Source organism: Nesterenkonia sedimenti, from assembly GCF_012641515.1.
GTDB lineage: Bacteria > Actinomycetota > Actinomycetes > Actinomycetales > Micrococcaceae > Nesterenkonia > Nesterenkonia sedimenti.
The window spans coordinates 1-22,012 of sequence record NZ_JABAHY010000007.1 but is presented as its reverse complement, the minus strand read 5'-3'; the positions used below and the strand labels follow the sequence as shown (position 1 = coordinate 22,012).

At 62.1% G+C, this 22,012-nt stretch carries 15 protein-coding genes; 2 read left to right on the top strand and 13 right to left on the bottom strand.

The features are described from left to right. Window positions 1-60: 60 nt before the first annotated feature. The 3 genes from HGQ17_RS08625 to HGQ17_RS08615 all read right to left on the bottom strand — a co-directional run bounded on the left by HGQ17_RS08625 (window position 61) and on the right by HGQ17_RS08615 (window position 7,431). Complete coding sequence (locus HGQ17_RS08625; RefSeq protein ID WP_168887550.1) at window positions 61-885, bottom strand: hypothetical protein; 825 nt, start codon at window positions 883-885, stop codon at window positions 61-63. Window positions 886-1,267: 382 nt separating this feature from the next. Next, entirely contained in the window at window positions 1,268-4,099 is a 2,832-nt protein-coding gene (locus HGQ17_RS08620) for an ATP-binding protein (RefSeq protein WP_168887549.1), read from the bottom strand. Further along, a complete protein-coding gene (locus HGQ17_RS08615; RefSeq protein WP_168887548.1) occupies window positions 4,096-7,431 on the bottom strand; it encodes a chromosome segregation SMC family protein in 3,336 nt (1,111 codons plus the stop codon). Before HGQ17_RS08615 ends, HGQ17_RS08620 begins: the two co-directional genes overlap by 4 nt. A 91-nt stretch (window positions 7,432-7,522) precedes the next feature. On the opposite strand from HGQ17_RS08615, the gene HGQ17_RS08610 reads away from it, so the two are divergent. Further along, window positions 7,523-8,740, top strand: a complete 1,218-nt coding sequence (locus HGQ17_RS08610) for a sugar-transfer associated ATP-grasp domain-containing protein (protein ID WP_168887547.1) — start codon at window positions 7,523-7,525, stop codon at window positions 8,738-8,740. Between the two features lie 25 nt (window positions 8,741-8,765). Here the strand turns inward: HGQ17_RS08610 and HGQ17_RS08605 are convergent, their stop codons facing one another. The 10 genes from HGQ17_RS08605 to ileS form a co-directional block, all read right to left on the bottom strand. Then, window positions 8,766-9,308 (bottom strand): hypothetical protein, encoded by a 543-nt coding sequence (locus tag HGQ17_RS08605; RefSeq protein ID WP_168887546.1) that lies wholly within the window; start codon window positions 9,306-9,308, stop codon window positions 8,766-8,768. After that, window positions 9,301-11,016 (bottom strand): asparagine synthase-related protein, encoded by a 1,716-nt coding sequence (locus HGQ17_RS08600; protein WP_168887545.1) that lies wholly within the window; start codon window positions 11,014-11,016, stop codon window positions 9,301-9,303. The genes HGQ17_RS08605 and HGQ17_RS08600 overlap by 8 nt, the downstream gene beginning before the upstream one ends. Continuing rightward, a complete protein-coding gene (locus HGQ17_RS08595) occupies window positions 11,013-12,218 on the bottom strand; it encodes a glycosyltransferase (protein ID WP_168887544.1) in 1,206 nt (401 codons plus the stop codon). The genes HGQ17_RS08600 and HGQ17_RS08595 overlap by 4 nt, the downstream gene beginning before the upstream one ends. 19 nt (window positions 12,219-12,237) lie before the next feature. Next, window positions 12,238-13,293, bottom strand: coding sequence for an ABC transporter ATP-binding protein (locus HGQ17_RS08590; RefSeq protein ID WP_168887543.1), 1,056 nt, complete (start codon window positions 13,291-13,293; stop codon window positions 12,238-12,240). Between the two features lie 9 nt (window positions 13,294-13,302). Next, window positions 13,303-14,235 carry an ABC transporter permease gene (locus HGQ17_RS08585; RefSeq protein WP_168887542.1) on the bottom strand — a complete coding sequence of 311 codons (933 nt, stop codon included), beginning with the start codon at window positions 14,233-14,235 and terminating at the stop codon, window positions 13,303-13,305. A gap of 117 nt (window positions 14,236-14,352) precedes the next feature. Next, a complete protein-coding gene (locus tag HGQ17_RS08580; RefSeq protein WP_168887541.1) occupies window positions 14,353-15,462 on the bottom strand; it encodes a hypothetical protein in 1,110 nt (369 codons plus the stop codon). A gap of 1 nt (window position 15,463) precedes the next feature. Beyond that, the gene (ndk, locus tag HGQ17_RS08575) at window positions 15,464-15,877 is read right to left on the bottom strand and encodes a nucleoside-diphosphate kinase (protein ID WP_168887540.1); all 414 of its coding nucleotides are present in this window, start codon (window positions 15,875-15,877) and stop codon (window positions 15,464-15,466) included. Further along, window positions 15,874-16,350: a DUF4233 domain-containing protein gene (locus HGQ17_RS08570; RefSeq protein ID WP_168887539.1), complete on the bottom strand. Its 477-nt coding sequence runs from the start codon at window positions 16,348-16,350 to the stop codon at window positions 15,874-15,876. Before HGQ17_RS08570 ends, ndk begins: the two co-directional genes overlap by 4 nt. Further along, window positions 16,350-17,735: a bifunctional folylpolyglutamate synthase/dihydrofolate synthase gene (locus HGQ17_RS08565; protein ID WP_168887538.1), complete on the bottom strand. Its 1,386-nt coding sequence runs from the start codon at window positions 17,733-17,735 to the stop codon at window positions 16,350-16,352. The genes HGQ17_RS08570 and HGQ17_RS08565 overlap by 1 nt, the downstream gene beginning before the upstream one ends. Then, entirely contained in the window at window positions 17,728-21,039 is a 3,312-nt protein-coding gene (gene ileS, locus HGQ17_RS08560; protein WP_168887537.1) for an isoleucine--tRNA ligase, read from the bottom strand. The genes HGQ17_RS08565 and ileS overlap by 8 nt, the downstream gene beginning before the upstream one ends. Before the next feature lie 367 nt (window positions 21,040-21,406). On the opposite strand from ileS, the gene HGQ17_RS08555 reads away from it, so the two are divergent. Continuing rightward, window positions 21,407-22,012, top strand: a 606-nt coding sequence (locus HGQ17_RS08555) for an MgtC/SapB family protein (protein ID WP_168887536.1), incomplete at its 3' end; no start/stop codon positions are given.

Sequence of the window (22,012 nt, the reverse complement as noted above, 5' to 3'; positions counted from 1 at the left end):
AGAATTGTACTTAGGGGGCGTTTCCCAAACTCTTCCAAATGTTTGGCGATGGGGTACGTATTAATGTTCAACACTTACCTCCACCGCCATGGCCGGTTCGGGAAGAAGATCACCAGAGACGGCAAGCTCCAGAAAGAGCGCCACTTCGCCCACCCCACCGGTGAGACTGCCGTGGACCTTGCCTGCCACCGCATCCCGGGTGCCTAGTTCGATATGGAGCCCTGAAGAGGCAGCGACGGTTTCCAGTACACTGCAGTCGCGGTCGACTTGGGAAAGGCCGTCGAAGGCAAAGTCCACAGTCACTTCTGCCCATTCTGAGGCAGCTTGCGATGAACTATCCGAGCTCCCAGCCTGTAGCACCTTGTCCGCAAGCTCCGCCATCGCAGTGGGGTTTACCCGGTGCTGTACATGTAGCCAGGGGCGTTCAGAAACTGCGACCACTGTAGCTATGTTGTCCGTGCCAAAGGCGGAAGTAGCATCAGGCACCTTGATATCAATCATCCCGACTGACATTCCCGGTATCGCCTGGTGGCAAGTCTCTAGGAGACGCACGATATCTCCGTGGACCTGCCCAACGATTTCCCGTGCCTGCGCTGTCGCGGACCAGGGGCCCTCCTGCAGGTGAACGGCTGAAACGAGTTCGCCATCTACAGTGAGCAGCCGAACATAGTCTCCCTCGGGGCTCTCCTCGACCAGATACCGATAGGTACCCCGGGCGCGAGTGCTGGTACTGGTCTTGGGAGTCAGAATCTGGGTGAATGCATAGGAGGAAGTGGTGAAATGAGGCCTCCCAGTAGGCACACGACCGTAGTACCGGATGGCTTGGGAGAGTTCTTCCTCATCGGCGATGCTTTCGAAGACCTCGATTGTGGACTCGCCGATCATTGGCCGCAGAGTCACGGGGTATCCCAGCTCATGGGCAAAGGCCATGGCATAGGGGGCGCCGCGCCGAATGGAAAAGCTGCGTCCGCGAGGAACCCGAATTCCGGCTGCTTCCAATTGATCGCGAGTCATCCGTTTGTCTTGGACCAGGGTCGCAGTGGACAGCCACGTGGTATTGGGCACCCCATGTGCGAAGGCGGCGCCATGCGCGGGGTCGTCACCGGTATATGTCATCAATGCCTGCCCAGGAAAGAGTAGAGTGCTCTGGCCCCTATGAAGCGCCGCGGCATGGACCAGCCAGCCGTCAGCCAACTCTGCTGGGCAGGACCGCAGAACTCCCCGATACCCGGTGTTAACCGGGTGAATGGGAGCCGGTTCGAGGGTCTCAAGCTCTGCTGGATTCGTCATGCTCTGCTTCCTCTGCTCGGTCCTCAAGTTCCTCAGCGCTGACCTGTTCAGCCTCGTTGGGAGCATATTCCTCAAGATGTTCCTGACGCTGATCTTCGGAGTTGAGCGTCTCGAAGACCTCTTCGAAGTCCTCTACATCACTGCCGGAGCCGGGTTCGCCAACCTTAGCGCCGACTAGGTCCTGATCTTCATCCAGGACAGTGAAGCCTTCCTCTGTTGGGGCAGCACCCAGATGCGTGCTCTTTACAGATTCCGGTGCAGACTTTGGCGGTCCCAGGACTGCAAGAGTGGCCATCGCCGTCACCGCTTCCACCGATCCGGAGATGACCGCCTCAGCCTCTCGTTCCCCTGTACTGCGGATCCAGCCGCGAAGTCCGGAGCGCTCGGCGCGGCGTCCGAACCATCGCCTGTAGCCCACGCCTGTAATGCCTCCGCGGATAACAAGTTTCAGGTGAAGCTGTTCGGCCCGCTCAGGCCATACTTCAAGGCCAAAGTCCTTAGCGCATTCAAGGATGAAGCGCTCTGAGAGCCGACGCGGAGTGCCGTACATGGGATACTCCGCCACCGGCAGTGCTGCCATAGCGTTGAGCTCGCAGATGGCTGCATCCTGTTCATCCAGCGGTTTCGTGTGGTCTTCCAGCAGGAAGTCGACACCGCAGTACCCCATCCCGGGCACCGCTTTAACCGCTTTGACGCAGGCCTCCTTGATGCTGGGGTGGAGATCATCCAAGATCTCGATGGAGTCGCCGCCCTGGGTGAGGTTGTTGGTGCTCAGGAGATAAATGCGCTTTCCTTCTGGCACAATGCTATTGATGGATAGCCCCTGCTTCTCGAGCTCGTATTCCACCGCGGGGGTCCATTTGATCTTCAACGGGCCCAGGTGGGAGTTCTCCCGCCTGGCCATGTTCTTATCGATGATCAGCTGCGCAACAGTCTGTTGACCGTCACCGGTGATATTGGCGGGAATCCGCTCAACTGCCGCCGCAACCTCGTCGCCGATCACCATGATGCGATAGTCCCCGCCGTTGATGTGCTTTTCGACGATGAACTCGTTATTGCCGTGGGCTGTGGTGGAGAAGAGCTCCAAGGCACGAACCAGTTCCTCTTCAGAGCGGATATTGGCCATCACGCCGACACCCATGGATCCCTCGGCAGGCTTCAGGACCACGGGGTATCCGATACGGGCTGCGTACTGAAGGGCGAGGCTCTGGTCGTTGCCGTGAAAGGTACGCCCCTCGGGTACTGGGCAGCCGGCTCGCTTCAACAGGATGCGCGTGGCTTCCTTATGGCGTGCCACCGAAGAGGCCACCACACCCGATTTGGGCCAACGGGTGGTGCGGAACGGGAGCTTCTTGCCGTGATCATCGCTGACCACAATGCTGGACTTGGTGAAGCGCCAACTGTTGAGCCCGCGGGCCAGCGCTTCCCGCTCCACGATATGCCCGTGGACGGCGTATGACCCGATGGGGGCGATGTAGTCCACATCGCTGTAGGTGTTCGGCGGAGTGTCCCCGAACTGGGCCGTTGAATTTGGTTTGGGGTGCCGCACACGAGCCCGGGAGCGGGAGATGAGGTCCTTATAGTCGGGAATGAGACCGGTTCCCCTGCGCAGAAGGGGTGAGCGCAGTTTTGAGGAGGCCCGGCGCGAAACGTGAAACCTCTTGTCGACCTCAGCCGAGGCGGTGGCCCAGGTCAGTTGCGGCAGAACCTTAGCGAGGTCCCGGTGGACGATCTGAGTGACTCGAGAGGCTCCAGGTGACTGGGTCAACAGCAGCTTGGCTTCCGGCGCAGTGGAGCTGATCTTCTCTGCGGTCTCCAGGGTTCGCAGGATGCCGCCGAGTTGGGCCGGACGCAAGTTGATTGCACGAAGCCTATTGCCCAAAGTGTTGATGAGCTCCGCGGTGTCATTGGGACCTGCGCTGCGCCGCAGAATGTGAATATCCGGTCCCTGCTCTCCCAGAGAGTTGAGGGAATCACTGAACTGTTGCAGGTCTGGCGCGCCGGGATCAGGCCGCTGGCTGGTCGGGTTCTGGATAATGATGGTCTGGGGCAGGTGCCCAGCAGCGGATTCCGAGTGAATCTGGCGGATGGCGTCCTGGGCCGTCTCAAAGTCGTACCGGCTTCGGAAGTTCACCCACAGGGGTTCATCGTTCAGCCGGGGACGCTGTGTGCGGCGGATCTCGGTGACCTTACGCATATGGGCCACGTCGTCGTCGACGGTTTCGCCCCCGACCACACGTACCGGGCCCCGGTAGTTTCGCGGCAGTCCTGCGAAGAACTCCTCGATATCGTAGTCTTCCTTGGCCCGGAGCACACGAGGGGTCTCCGATGAGCTCAGCCGCCGCCGTCCCAGCAGATCCGCCAGGGTTACTTTCTTGGCCTTGGCAGCGAGGTCCATAAGGGCTGTCTCCAGTCCCATAACAGTCGCCCGGTTTCGGAAGACGACGTTCTCCTCATCTGTTCCGGCTTCAGCCTCCATATAGGCCACCCACTGCCGAATATCTTCGAGTGGATCGTTGAGCTTGAGCTCGAAGCCCACCAGCTCTTCCAGCAGTCGGTCCAGGAACGGCCAAGACTGTTCGTGCAGGTCGCCTGTCTGATTAGCACGTGGCTGGGCTTCCCCCACGCCCACATATTCCTCTCCCTGCGAGGAACGTGCCTTGAGGGTGATGAGGTAGTTGAAGGGAGCTACTGTCCGCTGAGATTCCTCTGCCGTGAGGTCCATGGGGACGCGGTAGGCAATCGCTTCTGTCTCAACGATGGCCAGAGTGGCCGGGCGTTTGCCTGGGATAGGGATGGAAAGTCTCATACGGGTTCCTTCGTAGGCTTGGCCTCTTGCGTATCGCGTAGCCGCTGGGACACTACCCGAGTAGACCCGTCCTGGCGCATGGACACGCCATAGAGTGCGTCTGCGATCTCCATAGTCCGTTTCTGGTGAGTGATGACGATCAGCTGAGAATTCTCCCGCAGCTCTTCGAAGATCACCAACAGGCGGGAGAGGTTGGTGTCATCGAGGGCTGCCTCCACCTCGTCCATCACATAGAAGGGAGAGGGCCGGGCTTTGAAGATCGCCACCAACAGCGCCACCGCGGTCAGCGAGCGCTCCCCGCCGGAGAGCAGTGAGAGACGGCGGATCCGCTTCCCCGGGGGCCGAGCCTGGACTTCGATGCCTGTGTTGAGCATATCCTCGGGGTTAGTCAGCTCCAGCTTTCCCTCTCCCCCAGGGAACAGACGCCCGAAGACCCGCTCGAACTGCACTCGTGTGTCTTCCCAGGCTTCGGTGAAGACCCGATGAACGGTGGAGTCGACCTCAGCGATGATGTCCAGGAGGTCCTGGCGGGATTTCTTGAGATCGGCCAGCTGCTCCTGCAGATAGGTATGCCGTTCCTCCAGGGCAGCATGTTCTTCCAGCGCCAGCGGATTGACCTTGCCGAGAGCTTTGAGATCTTTGCGTGCCCGTTCCAGACGGGTTTCCTGCTCCGCCCGGATATAGGGCACCCCGGCCTCTCCCTCCTCCTCGGAGTCAGTTTCCGCCTCCGGGTCAGGGATCAGCTGGTCGGGGCCGTAGTGCTCAATGAGGTACTCAGGAGTGAGGCTCAGTTCCTCCTCAGCCCGGCTCTCAGCTGCTTCCAGGGCCAACCGAAGCTCTGTCTGCCGGACTTCTGCCTGGTGCAGCCGGGCGGTGACCTCTTCCAACTCTCCGGACTCGACGGCACGCGCCTCGGTGAGCTCAGCGACTTTGGCCTTCAGCTGCTGGTGGGCCTCCTGGGCGGCTTCCTTGGCAGCCTGTACTGCAGCCAGCTGGCTCTCGATGCGTCCCACGGCTTCTTCGGCCTCTGCACCGATCTCCTCTGCCTTATCGGCTCGCTCGGAGCGTATGGCTGCGGCTCGCTTGGCCTGTTCGCGCCGGTGCTCCTCGGCTTGGGCGGACCGGCGCAGGGAGGCTGCTCGTTCCAGCAGCTGCTTGTGCTGGTCTTCTGCCGCCCGCAGGGCCAGTCGGGCATCGACCTCGTCCCGTCGTTTGGCTGAGGCTGCTTCGGCCAGCTGGTCCCGTTCTGCGGTGGAGGGTTCCTCCACCAGCTCGTCATTCTCGGCTGCCTCCAGTCGTGAGCTGACCTCCTGGAGCTGTTCGGCGGCATCAGCGGCAGCAGTTTCAGCTTCTGCGATTTCCTTAGCTGCTGCTTCGATCCGCTCCTGGGACCTGGAGGTTTCCTTGTTCAGTCGTTGCAGCTGCTCAGTGGCGGTCTTGACTGCCGACTCACTGGCCTGCAGGGCGTCAGAGGCCTCATTGGCCTTCAGCTCGGCGGCGGTGACCTCGCTGCGGCTGGCTTCCAGTTTCTTGGCCACCTCCTGCAGCTGCTGCTCGGCTTCCTGCAGTCTGTTGGTGAATTCCTCGCTCTGGGCGCGTAGGGTTGCCGCTGTGGACTCTCCTGCCACCCATTCACCGTCGCGGATAACTGCCTGACCCAGGGCCAGGGCGGCTGCGGCCTGGCCGTTGTCGACCAAACGCTGCCCAAAGTCCTTGTCATCGACGACGACGGCCCCCTCCAGGGTCTTCTCCAAGGACTCGGCGAGGTCGGTGCTTGCCTGGACAAGTTCCAGGGGGAAAGCTGCTCCGGGTTCGTTGAGTTTGACGGTCTCCTCAGCGGCGGCGAGCGCAGTTTCCAACCCTGAGATGCGGGCCCGGTATTCGCTGACAGCAATCTCGAGCCGGCGTTGTTCGGCAGAGAGCTCGTCATGGGTGGCCCTGAGCTGCTCATAATGCCGCCGTGCGATCCGGTAGGCCTCTTCCAGGCTGTTCTCACCGGTTTCCAGTTCTGCCAGCTTCTGTTCGAGCTCCTGGCGTTCGGCCTGGGAGCTCTCCAGGGAGATCTGCTCGTTCTCCTGCTGCTGTTCAGCACGGCGTTTCCTAGCCTGGGCGGCATCGACCCGGCCCTGCGCGGTCTCGACTCTGCCGCGCAGGGTGGCAAGACCTGCTTTGCGGTCGGCCACGGCCCGCAGCTGTTCGGTGATGAGGTTCTCCTCGGCCTTGAGTTGTTCCTCGGTCTCGGCCCTGGCTTGGCTGATCGTCTCCAAGTTCTGCTGGGCGGACAGGACCTCTGCGTGCTGAGTTTCCGCCTCCTGGGTCATCTCCTCGGCCTGAGCGCGCAGCTGCTGTGGATCGCGCCCGGTGGAGAACTCCACTGTGCTGTTGCTGCGCAGGCTGCGGGCCCGTTCGGCTGCCAGAGAAGCCACTGACCGGAGCCGCTCCTGGACTTGGGAGAGCCTGTGGTGCCCACCGGCAAGTTTCTCCGCCTGGCTGCGCTGGGCCTCAGCCGCGGCACTGAGTTCATTGATCCGGGCATCCTGTTCAGCCAGGGCGGCCTTGAGCCGGACTGCGGCATCATGATCCTGCTGCTCACCCTGAGATGAGGCCTGCAGGGCTGTTGCAGCGGCTACGAGGTCATCGGCGATGATCCGGGAGAGCGCATCCCGCAGGTCGTATTGGATGCGTTGTGCCCGGCGGGCGACCTTGGCTTGGCGGCCCAGTGGGGCAAGCTGGCGTGAGATCTCGCCGATGAGATCCTCGAGGCGTTCGAGGTTGGTCTGCATGGATTCCAGCTTGCGTACTGAACGCTCCCGGCGCCGTCGGTGTTTGAGCACTCCTGCGGCCTCTTCGATGAAGCCTCGGCGCTGTTCCGGGGTGGCGTGCAGGATCTGGTCCAGCTGTCCCTGGCCGACGATGACATGCATCTCACGGCCGAGACCGGAGTCCGAGAGCAGTTCCTGGATGTCCAGCAGGCGGCATTTGGTCCCGTTGATGGTGTATTCGGACCCCCCGGATCGGAACATGGTCCGGGAGATGGTGACCTCGGTGTAGTCGATGGGCAGAGCGCCGTCGGAGTTATCGATGGTCAGTGAGACTGAGGCTCGGCCTAGGGGCTGTCGTTCGGCTGTGCCGGCGAAGATGACGTCTTCCATGGACCCGCCTCGCAGGGACTTCGCCCCCTGCTCCCCCATGACCCAGGCCAGTGCGTCGACCACATTGGATTTACCTGACCCGTTGGGGCCGACCACCGCGGTGACTCCGGGTTCGAATTCGAAGGTGGTGGCAGAGGCGAAGGATTTGAATCCGCGGACAGTCAGGGTCTTCAGATGCACCGGTGCGGGCCACCTCCTTTACACGGATCAGATATCGGCTCTGCGAGGACAATCCCCACTATTCTGCCTGATGCCCGGTAGCATCGCCTCCATGGCTGATTCTCCGCGCTCCTCAGAGGTGCCCGAAAACGCTCCCCGCGACCCCAATCCGGGTTTCGTCAAACCCGGTTTCGTCAAGCGGTTCGCTCAGCGGGCGGTGGAAAACGTCAAGGATCCCCTGGGCGTTCCGGAGCGTACTGCGCGGACTCTTCGTTACCGGCGCCGTCAGCTCAATACTGCCCGGCTGTTCCTGCGTAAGGAGTTCCGCTGGGAGACTCAGTGGTCGAACCGCAAGCCGGAGTGGTGGCGGCGTGGCTTCCTGTCCCGTTCGGTCACTCTGTATGGGCTGCCGGAGAACGACCCCTCCCTCTACATCAATGACGTTCAGCGGTATCTGCGCACCAAGCGGATGGTCAGCCCCCATCTGCAGGAGGTGCTGGACAATAAGTTCTCCTTCTTCCTGCTGGTGAACTCGCTGGGACTGGAGTCCGACGTCGTCGATCTTCTGGGTGTGCACACCCGCGGGTTCGTCCACCCCTTCCCGGAGGCCGGCCGGTTGGAGATCTCTGAGTTCCTGAGCCAGTCCCTCGATGAGCGCGGTCATATCTTCGTCAAGCCTCTCCATGGTGCCGAGGCCAATGGGGTCCGCTCCCTGAAGAAGACCCCGGAGGGCGGTTACCGGATGGATGGTCAGCCCACCAGCATCGAGGAGATGGCTGACTGGGTGCGGGAGTTCCCCAAGCCCCTGCTTTTCGAGGCTGCTGTAGCCCAGCATCCTGAGCAGGCGGGCCTGAACCCCCATTCGACCAACACCATCCGTCTGCTGACCATGCCGGATGTCACCGATGACTGGCAGCCGTTCATCGCCCGAGCCTCGCAGCGGGTCGGCTCGGTGCGTTCCGGCCATATCGACAACTGGACCAAGGGTGGGTTCAGCGCCAATGTGGACCTCGAGACCGGCAAGCTCTCGGCGGCCACTCAGCTGCCTGAGGATGATTCCCTGCATTGGTTCAGTGCGCATCCGGACTCCGGAGCCCAGATCGAAGGCCATCAGGTGCCCTTCTGGGAGGAAACTCGAGAGCTGATTCTGGATGCGGCCCGCCGGCTGTCCTTCTTTGAGTACATCGGCTGGGATGTCATCATCAGCCCCAAAGGTCCGGTGATCCTGGAAGCCAATATCAACTCCGGGATGAATGTGCTCCAAGCCCATGGCCCGCTGCTGGCTGATCCCCGGGCCGCCGCCTACTACAAGCTGCGCCGGGTTATCTGAGCCTGCTACGCCCCTGAGCGGCCCCTTAGGCGCCGGGTCGGAAGTGGGCGCTGGTCAACTCCAGGAGGATACGGGTCACCGCTGTGCGGTTGGTCGGCTGCTCCAGCAGCATCGTCCGCTCAGCACCGGCGAAATCTCGCAGGGGCCCCAGCAGCTGGTGATCAGCGGTCACCAGATGGGTGACTACTGCTGCCAGCGGAGTCTCTAACTGCTGGGCTGCCTCGACTACCAGCACTGTCGGCACGCTGTGGGTCTCTGCGCGGATCAGCATATTGCGGACGGTGGGAGCAATCACCACCGCCGCTCCAGTACCGTGTTCCTCTGAGACTGTGCTGGGACCGATCACCATGGCATCCAGACCTCTCAGCCGCGCGGTTTTGATCTGTGGGCTCTGCAGGTCCATCGCCTTGCCGGGTAACGCCAGGCCGGTGGTTCCAAGAACGGCAATTCGTGGGGCGATCTGGCTGCGCAGGTTCCGCCATCGGCGGCTTATCCGGCGTTGCTGGCGGCGCAGCACAGGCAGTGCCTTCTGCGCGAACCAGCCGGTTGCCATGGGTTTATCAGGCATTCTGCACCCCCTTGACCGGGTCGCTGTCTTTCAGCTGCCCCTGGTGCTCCTGCAGCCAGAGGGTCAGCATCGCCAGACCACGGATGAGGTGCTGCGGGCGCTGGCTGTTGAGCATGCGCTGCCAGGTCATTAGCCCCCCGGGTGCAGAGAGATCAGCCTCTCGCAACTGCGGGGCGAGTAGCCCGGAGGCTGGGCCGTTCTGGATCAGCCCACCCAGATAGGCAGCAGCCTCCACACTGGCGATGCGCCGTTTGTGGTGCCGGCGGCCCATGAGGTCATCTGCTGTCTCCATACCCTCCAGCCGGGGGTCCGCAGCCTTGAGCAGATACGGGTACCAGGCACCATCGGCTTTGACCTCGTGCGGCAGACTCAAGGCCAACTGAGCCACGGGATCGCTGACCATGGGCATCAGCGTGGGTTGGGCCCTGCCGAGGACCTTAGCCGGGGCTGGCGCAATACCCGGTACGGTACGCAGGAGGTAAGAGGTCAGCGTATGTCCATTGGGATGGTCGAGGTACTGCTGGGCGACAGGCTCCGCAGCTGCCGAACTGCGGCTGCTGACACCGGCAGCGGCTGTCTCAGCCAGCACCTTCTGCGCCTCGGTGAGGTAGCGAGCCCGGGACCCAATACGGGCTGCGACGAGATCCTGCCGGCTCAACCGGTGGGCGTTCGGGGGATCTGCGAAACCGCCCCCGAGCAGCACTCCCCCGCCGATACCGTCGAAGATGGGCCCCGGTGTCTCCTTAAGCCGGCGCACCACCGGCATCAGCCAGAAGTGGAAGGATGCCTGATAGTCCACCGCATCGGCGTACTCCGTGAAGTCCTGGGCGAATTGGCTGTACCGCCCGGTGATGATCCGGTGGTCGACCTCCAGAGTCTCGGCCACCTGTGCGGCAATGAGCTCCTCCAGGGCTGTCCCGGAATCTGAGCTGGTGGTCCAGGCGGTGACCTCAGTGGTCTCGGCAGATTCATTCAGGGCCAGGGCAGTGAGCATGCGGGAGTCCCGCCCCCCGGAGAGCATGGGATTGGCAGTGCCTGCCTCGGCGATATAGGGCCGCATCTGGGCTGACATATGCCCGATCGTTGCCTCGGTGATGTCCTGGAGATCTGATACCGGTTGTGGGGTGTAGTCCTCCCAGGCCCAGTGTGCTGCGCCTCGGTTGACTCGCCCCTCCCCTGTGGTCTCGAGGTACTCCATGGGCTTCAGACGGTGGATGCCTGCGAAGGTGGTCCGTCCAGAGAGGGGCGCACCGAAGGCGATGATCTCGGTCCAGGACTGCCAGTCCGGGCTCAGCTGCTCTGCGGCCCTGGTCAGCCAGCGCAGCCGGGTGGAGAAGAGAACGACGCCGCCTGGGGCCTCGTAGACATAGAGCACCTGGGTGCCGGATACGCTGCCGTGCAGGATCCAGGAGCCGTCGCTGCGCTGATGAATGCCACAGGCATCAGCCTCCCGGGCTGCAGCAGTCCAGTCTGTGGCGGGGTTCTTGGTAGGAGCCAGTGCCGCTGGGAGTTCTCCGGCGGCATTCCACAAGACGCTCGCCACACCTGCCGCGGAGGTTCCGGCTGCTGTGTAGAAGATCCCGGTCTCGTTGTGTCCTGCCGCCTGGAGCTCAACTCCCTCCTGCTGGGCGGCGGTGACCATGTCCTCAGCCTGTTGCTGGGAGGCGGGTGTCAGCTGCCCGAGCACTCCGCATACTGGCGTACTCATTCAGCCATCACTCCGTGGTCAGCCAGACGTGCGAGGTGACGTGCGGGACCGTAGTTCAGGGCGAACTCCTGGCCGAGCCGGGACTGCGCGAGGTATGCCTCTTCGTCATTTGAGATGCGGTCGATCAGCTTGCTCACCCCGGCGGGGTCGCTGTAGAGGGCTGCCTCTCCAAAGACGGCCTTCAGATAAGTGGGCAGGATGACCACACATCCTGCAGCCAGGGCTTCGATGATGGCCCGGCCGAAGGCTTCCTTCCATTCTGGGTGGTGCATATACACCCAGAAGTCCACCCCCTGGAGGAAGTCCGCAGGTTTGGCAGCACCGAAGGGCAACACCTCCCAGGAGTGCGGGACTCGGCCGAGAACTTTCTCTGGGATCTCCCCCCCGCCGAGGATTCGCACCGGGTGCTGTCCGTTCTCGGGGTATGCCGCCAACATTTCCTCAGCCGTTGCCGGCCATTTCTCCTTCTGCGGCCGGGAGTGCCGGCCGATAATCGGCGGGTGGGCTGTGAATCCGGTACGGGGCGTCGCCGTCGTCTCGGTGCCGAAGATATTGACCCAGTCCTGCTCACGCAGTTGGATACGGGAGACTTCCTGGGCGGCGATGGAGTCCCGGACCACGGGGCTGATCGGAGCCCAGAGAGGATCTGTGCCGAAGAGTTCGGTGAGCCGGGCTGTGGTGGCTGCAACGTCGTAGTGCCATGTCCCTGCCGCATCCACCGCGGGATGGTTGGCCACCAGGAGTACAGATTCGGCGCTGATGTGTTTGAAGCCTGCTGCAGCGGTCTGGGCCACCAGGGGGTGCCGGACCACCAGGAGTTCGGCGTGCAGTGCTGCACGGGGCGAGACCACGTGGACACCAGGGAGATCCATTACGGCCTGGATGTGCTTGCTGAAGCCGGTGGAGGTTTTGGTGGCCTCACTCTGGGCGTGGATCAGAGCAGTGGTGAGCCCTGCGGCTGACTGGGCACGGACTTCCTCGGCAATGGAGGCGGTGGTTCCGCCGGGGAGCCGGAAGTCGGAGACCAGGGCGATATCGACCTCACGGGGCTGGTCGCTGCCCAGAACGTCCAGTTTTGCTGAGAGGATGCTGACCTCCCCGGCGAGTTCGGCCACTGTCTTCTGTACTGCGGCCAGTTCCTCTTCGGTGGCACTGCGGGAGATGCGGCCCAGGCGGCGGCGGAGGTCCGTGAATCGGCTCATCAGCGCAACTCTATCGCTGTCAGCCGGCCCGAGTGGGGCGGGTGCCCTCGGAGAACTCCACCTGGACCGGGGCCAGTTTCAGCAGCGTCCGGTCATAGACGATCTGGGCTGAACGCATCCGGCCATTGGATTTGTGATCTGTGTACTCCTCATATTGGGCGCAGACCCATTCGGGGTCGCCGTCGGCGAGCATTCGGCCCTGTTCGATCCAGATGACTCGGGTGCACATCTGTTTGATAGTGCCTAGGGAGTGCGAGACCAGGAAGACACAGCCTGCTTGGCTGCGGACTTGGTCCAGGCGCTTCTTGGTGCGGGCCCGGAACTGGGCGTCACCGGTATTCAGGGCTTCGTCGATGAGCAGGATATCCGGGTCCACGCTGGTGGCAATCGCGAACTGCAGGCGGGCTGCCATACCCGAGGAGTAGGCTTTCAGGGGCATGTTCAGTGCGTCCTCGTCGAGACCGGAGAGTTCGACAATCATGTCGTATTTCTCGGCGGCCTGTTTGGGTGAGAGCCCCATGGCCAGACAGCCCAGTTTGATGTTCTCCCGGCCGGAGATCTCTTTGACAAGGGCGGCGTTGACACCCAGCATTATCGGCGTAGAAGTGGCGTAGACCTCTCCGGTGGTAGGCCGCACCTTACCGGTCAGCAATTTCATGAGTGTGGACTTACCGGAGCCGTTGGTGCCGATGACGCCCACCGTCTCCCCACGATTGACCACAAAGCTGACTTCTTCCAGGGCTGGGATTTCTGCCCACCCAGAGCCCAGCACCCGCTGAACTTGTTTGCGGATGCGTTTCTTAGACTTGAAGTGCTCATTACCGGAGCGAACGCGGTAGATCTTGGACGCATAGTCCACCACCACAGACACTTTATTCTGGTCCACGGGTTCGACCACAGGGGCGGAGTGTGTAAAGGGAGCGTCGTCCCAGTGAATCTCTTCGATCTCCTCGAAACCGTAACCAGACTCATCAAGCAGTTCAGGATCGAGATCGAGGTTCTCCTCGACACCGCTGTTCGAGGTGGCCAGCCAATTAGCCCGGCGTGGGGTGTAGTTGGAAGTTGGAGTGCTCATATTTAGATCTCAGCGCTCCCTGCCGTAGGTCTCTTCACCACGCCAGAAGAACCACAGGCCGAAGAGCATGGCTCCCACGCCCCAGGCGGCCAGCACAATCCAGCGATAGGGCTCGCCCCAGCCGTCATAAAGCCAAGCATCGCGGATGATGTCCAGCACGCAGAAGGCTGGGTTGTGGTGCATGATCGGGGTAACCCAATCTGCCCCAGCCTCAGCAAAACGGTCCACCGAGAAGATCACTGCCGAAGTGTAGAACCAGATACGAGTGCCGATGCTGACTAGGTGTTTAACGTCATTATGCGCATTGACCATGCGGGCAAGGATTAGCCCCAGTCCGGTCATCACCATCAGCGCCAGGGCGATGACGGGGAAGAACAGCAGCCAGTGCCAGCTCAGGCTGACGTCCGTGCTGATGGCTCCGGGGATGTGGAAGTCGCCGATAACCAGCACGAGGATCGCCATGACCACAAAGACGGGGACTGTGGCGAATAGTTCACGTACTGCCGCAGAAATTGGTAAGGCAGCACGCGGGAAGTTAAAGGACTGGACCACCCTTTGATTCCCTGCAATGGAGTTGGAGGCGCTGGTAACTGCTCCGGTAATAAATCGGAAAGTCAGTACCCCAATGATGAGGTAGCCGATGAAGTTCACCACACCACGGCTAGTCTCCAGGATGATGCCGAACAGGGTGAGGTAGATGGCTGCCTGCAGCAGTGGGTTGACTACCATCCAAACGCGACCCATGGAGTCCAGGTTGTTCTGGGACGACACCCGAGACTGGGAGTCGTACCAGAGGAAGTGGCGGAATCTCCAGAGGTCGCGGATGTACTGGAAGAAGGTTGGCCGGGCCCCTACTCGGACCAGCCGGCGACCATCCATCTGGACTACACGCTGGGTTCCCAGTTGGAATCCATCGTGCCGTTCAGCGGCAGGTGCTGCCATGTCTCAAGTCCTCCCGAGGTGAAATGCGCGCCGGTTGTTTATCCAGGCGGCAGAGCGCGGCCAAGTCTATCAGCGGCTGCTCAGCAGCCGTGGAAGCCGAGCGGGGGTGTATGCAGATCAGTCGTCGTCTTCGTTGTCGTCGTCAGACCTGACTTGGGCCGGACGGATGGGCTTGTCCCAGTACTCTGCGCGCAGGCGGGTCTGCCGGGCCACCACCGAGGCCAGTCGACGTCCACGGCCGAAGGCCGGGTACCGATGGGGCCCCATGCTCGCGCGGCAGTCTGCGTCCAGCAGTACCGCATCAGTGGCACTGTCCAATCTGGTGGTCAGGAGATCGATACAGGTCATTCCCAGCCCGGGGATCGCCGCAGCTGCCTGCTCTGCCAGAGCTTTCAGGTCCTCGCTAACTTCTCTTGTCACGTCCAGTGGCAAACTTCCCCTAGGCATATTCGTCACCTCGTTGAGGATATGTAGATCGCCCTTCTGCGGAATATCGGTCAACCGTGGCGCACGAGGCGAAAGAAGTCGCTCGTTGATTTCCGGCAGTGCTCGGCGCAGCGCTACGTGCCGGCGGCGGTGTTCGAAACTCTCCTCCAGTAATTGATGCACAGTCTTGTGACCATCACCGAGGACGAACAAAGGCGTCCTGAGTAGTGCAGCCCACGCCTGCCCTGCAATCACGAAGAACCGAAGGTTTATTCCGTCATAGAACTTCTCCAAAAGCAGTTCCTGACTAACCCTGCCATCCTGCGGAAGGTTCGCTCGAGCTTTCTGCCACGCGTGGGTGAACTCTTCTTTGGAAACCACAGGAAGGCTGACACCACGGCCGTAGCGTGCTGAGTCCAACTTCACGACCCAGGACCTGCCCTTGCAAATCAACTTTGAAGCCTGAGCATCTTCACCCTGGGCAAAACGGTGGGTCTCTATCACTGGCAGGCCAGCACTAGACCAATATGCGCGACTCAATGTCTTTGAGGCCGTGGCCTCAGCCGCCTGGTCGCTGATTAACGTCGTCAGCCGAACTTGTCTGCCGCCGACCACGCTACCGTTGTAAAGAAAAGCTACTCGTGACCCCCCAAACTGGTGGGTTCGAATGCCGTGGCGGTTCAGCATGACGTTCATCGCTTGATTGTGCGTATATACAGAGCGGTACGCATTGAGGTCCTCCCACTGGGGAAGGACCTGTTCGGTGATGAACTGGCCGACCGGGCGTGCAGCGTCGTTCACGTCAGTTGAACCAGATGCCGATCTCGCGTTCTGCGGATTCGATGGAGTCCGAGCCGTGGACGAGGTTCTTCTGGACCTTCTCGCCCCAGTCCCGGCCGAGGTCACCACGGATGGTGCCGGGTGCTGCGGTGGTGGGATCGGTCTGTCCGGCCAGGGAACGGAATCCGGGGATTACACCCTCGCCTTCGGCGACGGCGGCCACAATGGGCCCGGAGAGCATGAAGTCCACCAGGGGCTGGTAGAAGGGTTTGCCCTCATGCTCGGCGTAGTGGGCGGCCAGCTGCTCGGCGGTGGCAGTGGTCTTCTTCAGCTCGGCGATCACGTATCCCTTGGCCTCGATGCGGCGCAGGATTTCGCCGGTGAGCCCACGGGCTACACCGTCAGGTTTGATCAGCACCAGGGTGCGTTCGCTCATGAGTCAGTCTCCTCATTGTCGTTAAGTCGTTGTTCCAGTCTGTATCTTTCCATCTTTTCGACGTCCAGCTGGGCGCCTTTGTCCACGGCGTACCACCAGCAGGCGGCGAAGGCCATCCCCGGCAGGACGGCCATAGTCATCACAAGTCCTTCGGCGGTGACCATGGCCCCTGCGACGAAGCTGGCGATGATCACACCCTGCAGCGCCCAGCCGGCAGCGTAGCCCCATGGCTTGTGCAGCACCGCGCAGGTCATCACACAGACTACGGCGAGCACACAGGCTCCGCCGAAGATCCACCAGGCGAACCATTCGTTCTGATTCAGCCCCCATGCGGCCAGTCCGAAGAAGAACATCAGTGCGCCTTCCAGACAGAGCACACTGGATGCGAAGAGGGCTTTGACCGAGCGCGGAGGCTTGGGCTGATCGGGGTCCCATTCGCGCTGAGACCGTGTCTGACGTGGCTTCTTGGCCATCACACCTCTCCTTCCGGGATACCGGTGCCGGAAATGCCGAACAGGGCGCGGGCCTCCCCTACCAGAGTGATGGAACCGGTGATCAGGATTCCACCGGTCTCACTGGCTTCCTCCTCGTCAATGCGCTCCACTGACCAGGCCACGGCCTCATCCAGCCGGCCGGTGGTGTGGATGTCCTCCTCGCGGAAGCCAGCATCCAGTGCCATCTCTGCCAGATCTGCAGCCGGGATAGCCCGCGGGGAGGTGGATTCGGTGAAGCAGATTTCGCTGGCCAGTCCGCTGTACTGGTCGAAAAGTGTCTTCAGCATTGTCGCGGCGTCCTTCTCCGCGAGGATGCCCACCACCAGGACCAGTTTGGTGAATCCGAAGCTCTCCCGCAGCGCCAGGGCGCTGGCCTCAATGCCTGCGGGGTTATGGGCAGCGTCGACGACGACGGCAGGTGAGCTGCGCAGGGTCTCCAACCGTCCTGGGGAGGTGATGTGCTCGCAGGCGGTGCGAAGGTGCTCGATATTGAGCTCCTGCTCTCCTCCCCCGATGAAGGCTTCCAGAGCGGCGATCGCCAGCGCGAAGTTCTCCGCCTGGTGGGCACCCAGCAGAGGCAGCAGCAGATCAGGGTAGCGTCCGGCGATGCCCTGGATGGTCAGCTGCTGACCGCCCACGCCGGGCAGTCGGTCTGCCACGCCGAATTCCACCCCTTCGAACCGGAAGGGCACTCCGGCTCGCTGGGCGGCTTCGAGCAGCACATCGGCGACATCGCGCTGTTGGGCAGCGGAGATGAGGAAGCCTCCGGGTTTGATGATCCCGGCCTTCTCCTCAGCGATCTCCTCCTCGGTCTCGCCGAGCATATCGGTGTGATCGAGGCTGATCGGGGCGATGACCTGGACACTGCCTTCGGCGACATTGGTGGCATCCCAGGAACCGCCGAGGCCCACCTCCAGGACGATCACATCCACGGGTTCATCGGCGAAGACCGCGAAGGCCAGCACGGTCAGCAGTTCAAAGAGGGTCAGCGGCTGTTCTCCGCGGGCCTCCAGCTGCTGGTCGACCAGGCTGATCGGTGGGCGGATCTCGTCCCAGATGCGTACGAAGGTCTCATCTGACACCGGCTGACCGTCAATGCTGATCCGCTCGGTGACCGATCCCATATGCGGTGAGCTGTAGCGTCCCACCCGCAGGTCATGGGCCAGCAGTCCGGCCTCGACCATCCGGGCGATGGAGGTCTTGCCGTTGGTGCCGCCGATATGGATGACCGGGGCTGATTTCTGCGGCTGGCCCAGGACTTCCATGGCCAGCTGCATCGGTTCGATGCGCGGGCGCATATCGTTCTCCGGGGCACGGGAGAGCAGCTCAGCGTAGATGCTGGCCACAGAGTATTCATCAGCCATTTTGGGTCTCCACCACTTCCACGCTTGCGCGGGTCTCCTCGGTGCCTTCACCGGCCACCAAGTTCAGATCCAGGGTCAGGGTTTCGGTCTTCACCAGTTCCGCATGGGCCTCCACTGCGGCCACCACCCCGGGGGCGGCGGTCAGGGTGGCGCGGATCCGGTCGGAGACCTCCAGGTCAGCGTCCTTTCGGGCGGCCTGGATAGTGCGGATCACGTCTCGGGCGGTGCCCTCAGCGACCAATTCATCAGTCAGTTCGGTATCCAGCACCAGGAAGCCTCCCGCTGACTCCAGCACGGTGACTGCCTTATCTCCCTGTTCATCGGAGACAGTGGTGGTCAGGGTGTACTCCCCCTCTGTGAGCGCCAAACCACCGGCGACGACGGCGCCATCGGCCCCTACACTCCAGTCACCGGATTTAGCACCCTTGATGGCCTGCTGGACGTCCTTGCCCAGACGGGGGCCGGCCACCCGGGCGTTGACCACCAGCTGCTGGCCGATGCCGTATTCCTCAGCGGAGACCTCGGCAGTGTCCTTCAGCTCGACTTCTTTGATATTCAGCTCATCGGCGATGATCTGCTCATAGGTCCCGCGCAGGGCCTCAGCACCGGGCACAGCCACAGTGAGTGTGGCCAGCGGCTGGCGGACCCTGCGCTTGGCCTGCTTGCGCAGGGCTGAGCCTGCGGAAGTGATGCTGCGGGTCAGATCCATCAGTTCCACCGCGCGTTCGTCCTTGACATAGGACTCCGGGTCAGGCCAGTCGGCCAGGTGGACGCTGCGCCCGCCGGTGAGTCCGCGCCAGATCTCTTCACTGACCAGGGGCAGCAGCGGAGCTGCGACCCGGGTGAAGGTCTCCAGAGCGGTGTAGAGGACATCATAGGCGGTGAAGTCCTCATCGTAGAACCGCTGACGGGACCGACGGATGTACCAGTTGGTCAGGGTTTCGGCATAGCGACGCAGGGCCTCACAGGCCGAGGAGACATCAAACTCGTCCAGTGCCTCAGTGGCCTCGCGGACGAGGTCGCCGGTGGCGGCCAGAATGTAGTGATCCAGGGGGGTGAGGCGATCGTCGTCGTCGTTGACTGCCTTGGCCTGGTATCCGGCACCCTTATTGGCGGTGTTGGCGTAGAGGGCGAAGAAGTGCCAGGCATTCCACATCGGCAGCAACACCTGACGGACACCTTCGCGGATGCCCTCCTCGGTGACGACGAGGTTGCCCCCGCGCAGGATCGGTGAGCTCATCAGGAACCAGCGCATGGCATCGGAGCCGTCGCGGTCGAAGACCTCGTTGACATCCGGATAGTTCTGCAGGGATTTGGACATCTTCTGCCCGTCGGAGCCCAGCACGATGCCGTGGCTGATCACATTGGAGAAGGCCGGCCGGTCAAACAGGGCGGTGGCCAGAATGTGCATGGTGTAGAACCAGCCGCGGGTCTGGCCGATGTACTCCACGATGAAGTCGGCCGGGTTGTGGCCTTCGAACCAGTCGGCGTTCTCGAAGGGGTAGTGCACCTGGGCAAACGGCATGGAGCCGGAGTCGAACCAGACATCGAGGACGTCTTCGACCCGTCGCATCGTGGACTGGCCGGTGGGGTCATCGGGGTTGGGCCGGGTCAGCTGGTCGATCCAGGGCCGGTGCAGATCCGGCTCTCCTGCGGCGTTGCGCGGGTAGTCACCGAAGGCCTCTTTGAGTTCCTCCAGTGAGCCGTAGACCTCCATCCGGGGGTATTCGGGGTTATCGGATACCCAGACCGGGATGGGGCTGCCCCAGTACCGGTTTCGGGAGATGGACCAGTCGCGGGCGTTCTCCAGCCATTTGCCGAACTGGCCGTGTTTGACGTTCTCCGGGATCCAGTTGATCTCGTTATTGATGGCCAGCATCCGGTCTTTGAACTCGGTGACGGCCACGTACCAGGAGGTCACGGCCTTGTAGATCAGCGGTGTCCGGCAGCGCCAGCAGTGCGGGTAAGAGTGGGCATAGGACTGTTCACGCACCAGGCGCCCGTCTGCCTTGAGCACGTTGATGATCTCGCGGTTGGCCTCGAAGACCTGCTTGCCGGCGATTGCCGCCAGGGGGCTGTCGCCCTTGGGGGTGGGTTCGGCGAACATCGGCAGGAATTCGGCGGCGGCGTTGACCGAGAGGATCACCGGGATCCCGGCCTCCTCTGAGGACCTCTGGTCCTCTTCACCATAGGCGCTTGCCTGGTGAACCAGGCCGGTTCCGTCGGTGGTGGTCACATAGTCCTCGACGAGGACCCGCCATGCGTTCTGGGTGCCCCAGGATTCGGCATCGGCGTAGTAGTGCCACAGCGGCTCGTACTCGAGCTGGGCGAGGTCCTTGCCGAGGTACCGGCCGATGATGGCAGCCCGCGCGCTCTCTGCTGCGGGGACGTCGTCGTGGTCCTCGAAGCCCAGTTCCTTGGCGTAGTTACCGACCAGTTCGGCAGCCAACATGTGCTTACCGGGCAGAGGCCCATCCTCGGGGGCCTGGACGACGGCGTATTCCACCTCGGGGCCGACTGCCACCGAGAAGTTGGTGGGCAGGGTCCAGGGGGTGGTGGTCCAGGCCAGGAGGTTCACGCCTTCGAGCTGGTCACCGAGGTGTCCGCCGCCGGTGATGGGGAAGGTCACGGTGACCGAGGGATCCTGGCGTTCCTTGTAGACCTCGTCGTCCATCCGCAGTTCGTGGTTGGACAGTGGGGTCTCGTCCTTCCAGCAGTAGGGCAGCACCCGGAAGCCCTGGTAGGTCAGACCCTTGTCGTAGAGCTGTTTGAACGCCCAGATGACCGATTCCATGAACTCGACGTTCAGGGTCTTATAGTCGTTTTCGAAGTCCACCCAGCGGGCCTGCCGGTTGACGTAGGCCTCCCATTCCTTGGTGAACTTCAGGACGTTATTGCGGCAAGCGTCGTTGAAGTGCTCGATGCCCATGGACTCGATCTCGGCCTTATCGGTCATGCCGAGGTCTTTCATCGCGGAGAGTTCGGCGGGCAGGCCGTGGGTGTCCCAGCCGAAGCGGCGCTCGACCTTCTTTCCGCGCATGGTCTGGTAGCGGGGCACGAGGTCCTTCACATAGCCGGTCAACAGGTGACCGTAGTGGGGCAGACCATTGGCGAAGGGTGGGCCGTCGTAGAAGACGAACTCTTCGGTGTCGGGACGGTTGTCTACCGAGGCCTTGAAGGTTCCGTCGGCTTCCCAATACTTCAGGATCCGCTCTTCGATCTCCGGGAATCGCACGGAGGTGGGGACCTGGCGCTCTTTGGCAGAGGTCGCGCGCGGGTAGACGTCAGCGGTGTTGTCAGTCATGAAGGCAATCCTGATGGTACGGGCCGGTTATGGGTCACTTACCACAAGGACGCTCATCCACCGAGGGATTTCAACCCTCCGTTTGTAAGCGCGGTACCACCTTGCTTATGCCAGCGATTCGGTCTACGTAACCGAAGGTCTGGCACCTCTTCATGACTGCTGTAACGGGCTTACCCGTCCGGTTCTACTGAGGAACAGCGGCTGACGCCGCCTTTCCCGTTCTTCCGGAAGCTCACCGGTGATGGCCGGTTCAACGCTGATGGGCGTTATTCTACGCGAGACTCATCAATCCACAGAAAACGTGTGAACTGGGTTTTCTGGCTCCGGTACCTAGCTGAAGCTACCAGAGGGTGCGTAGTCTCGGATTATGGAGCTTGAGCTGATTCCGGACTCCTTGGGCACCGAGGCCCTGCTGCTGGGCTGCGCTTTTGTGCTCTCAGCGGTGATCGGTCTGGAGCGGGAGCTGCGGCAGAAATCTGCCGGGGCCAGAACTCATATTCTGGTGGGCCTTGGCTCTGCTCTGTTCACCCTGGTCTCGGCCTATGGCTTCGCCCATCTGCTCGGCGACGACGTCGTCCTGGATCCTTCTCGTATCGCGGCTCAGATCGTCTCGGGTATCGGCTTCATCGGCGCCGGGGTGATCTTCGTCCGGCAGAACATCGTCTCCGGGCTCACCACTGCCGGCTCCATCTGGGTCACTGCGGCTGTGGGGATGGCATGTGGTGCGGGCATGCCGCTGATCGCGACCCTGACTGTGATCTTCTATATTCTCGCGGTCACTCTGGTGACCTGGGTGGCCAGAAAGATCCCCAAACACGGCCGGACCCAGCAGTTCATGGTTCGTTACCAGGATGGGCACGGGATCCTGCGAGATGTCCTGCAGGCAGCCTGGGAGTTGGGATATCAATCCGGCCATTCGCGGTTGAGCGTGGAGGTGTGTCGAGTCAAGGGGCTCGCGCCCTTATTGGATGAT

Bases quoted from the DNA above. Each gene is read 5' to 3' on its own strand.
- HGQ17_RS08625 (WP_168887550.1), bottom strand. From the start codon at position 885: ATGATCGGCGAGTCCACAATCGAGGTCTTCGAAAGCATCGCCGATGAG.
- HGQ17_RS08620 (WP_168887549.1), bottom strand. From the start codon at position 4,099: ATGAGACTTTCCATCCCTATCCCAGGCAAACGCCCGGCCACTCTGGCC.
- HGQ17_RS08610 (WP_168887547.1), top strand. From the start codon at position 7,523: ATGGCTGATTCTCCGCGCTCCTCAGAGGTGCCCGAAAACGCTCCCCGC.
- HGQ17_RS08605 (WP_168887546.1), bottom strand. From the start codon at position 9,308: ATGCCTGATAAACCCATGGCAACCGGCTGGTTCGCGCAGAAGGCACTG.
- HGQ17_RS08600 (WP_168887545.1), bottom strand. From the start codon at position 11,016: ATGAGTACGCCAGTATGCGGAGTGCTCGGGCAGCTGACACCCGCCTCC.
- HGQ17_RS08595 (WP_168887544.1), bottom strand. From the start codon at position 12,218: ATGAGCCGATTCACGGACCTCCGCCGCCGCCTGGGCCGCATCTCCCGC.
- HGQ17_RS08590 (WP_168887543.1), bottom strand. From the start codon at position 13,293: ATGAGCACTCCAACTTCCAACTACACCCCACGCCGGGCTAATTGGCTG.
- HGQ17_RS08585 (WP_168887542.1), bottom strand. From the start codon at position 14,235: ATGGCAGCACCTGCCGCTGAACGGCACGATGGATTCCAACTGGGAACC.
- ndk (WP_168887540.1), bottom strand. From the start codon at position 15,877: ATGAGCGAACGCACCCTGGTGCTGATCAAACCTGACGGTGTAGCCCGT.
- HGQ17_RS08570 (WP_168887539.1), bottom strand. From the start codon at position 16,350: ATGGCCAAGAAGCCACGTCAGACACGGTCTCAGCGCGAATGGGACCCC.
- HGQ17_RS08565 (WP_168887538.1), bottom strand. From the start codon at position 17,735: ATGGCTGATGAATACTCTGTGGCCAGCATCTACGCTGAGCTGCTCTCC.
- ileS (WP_168887537.1), bottom strand. From the start codon at position 21,039: ATGACTGACAACACCGCTGACGTCTACCCGCGCGCGACCTCTGCCAAA.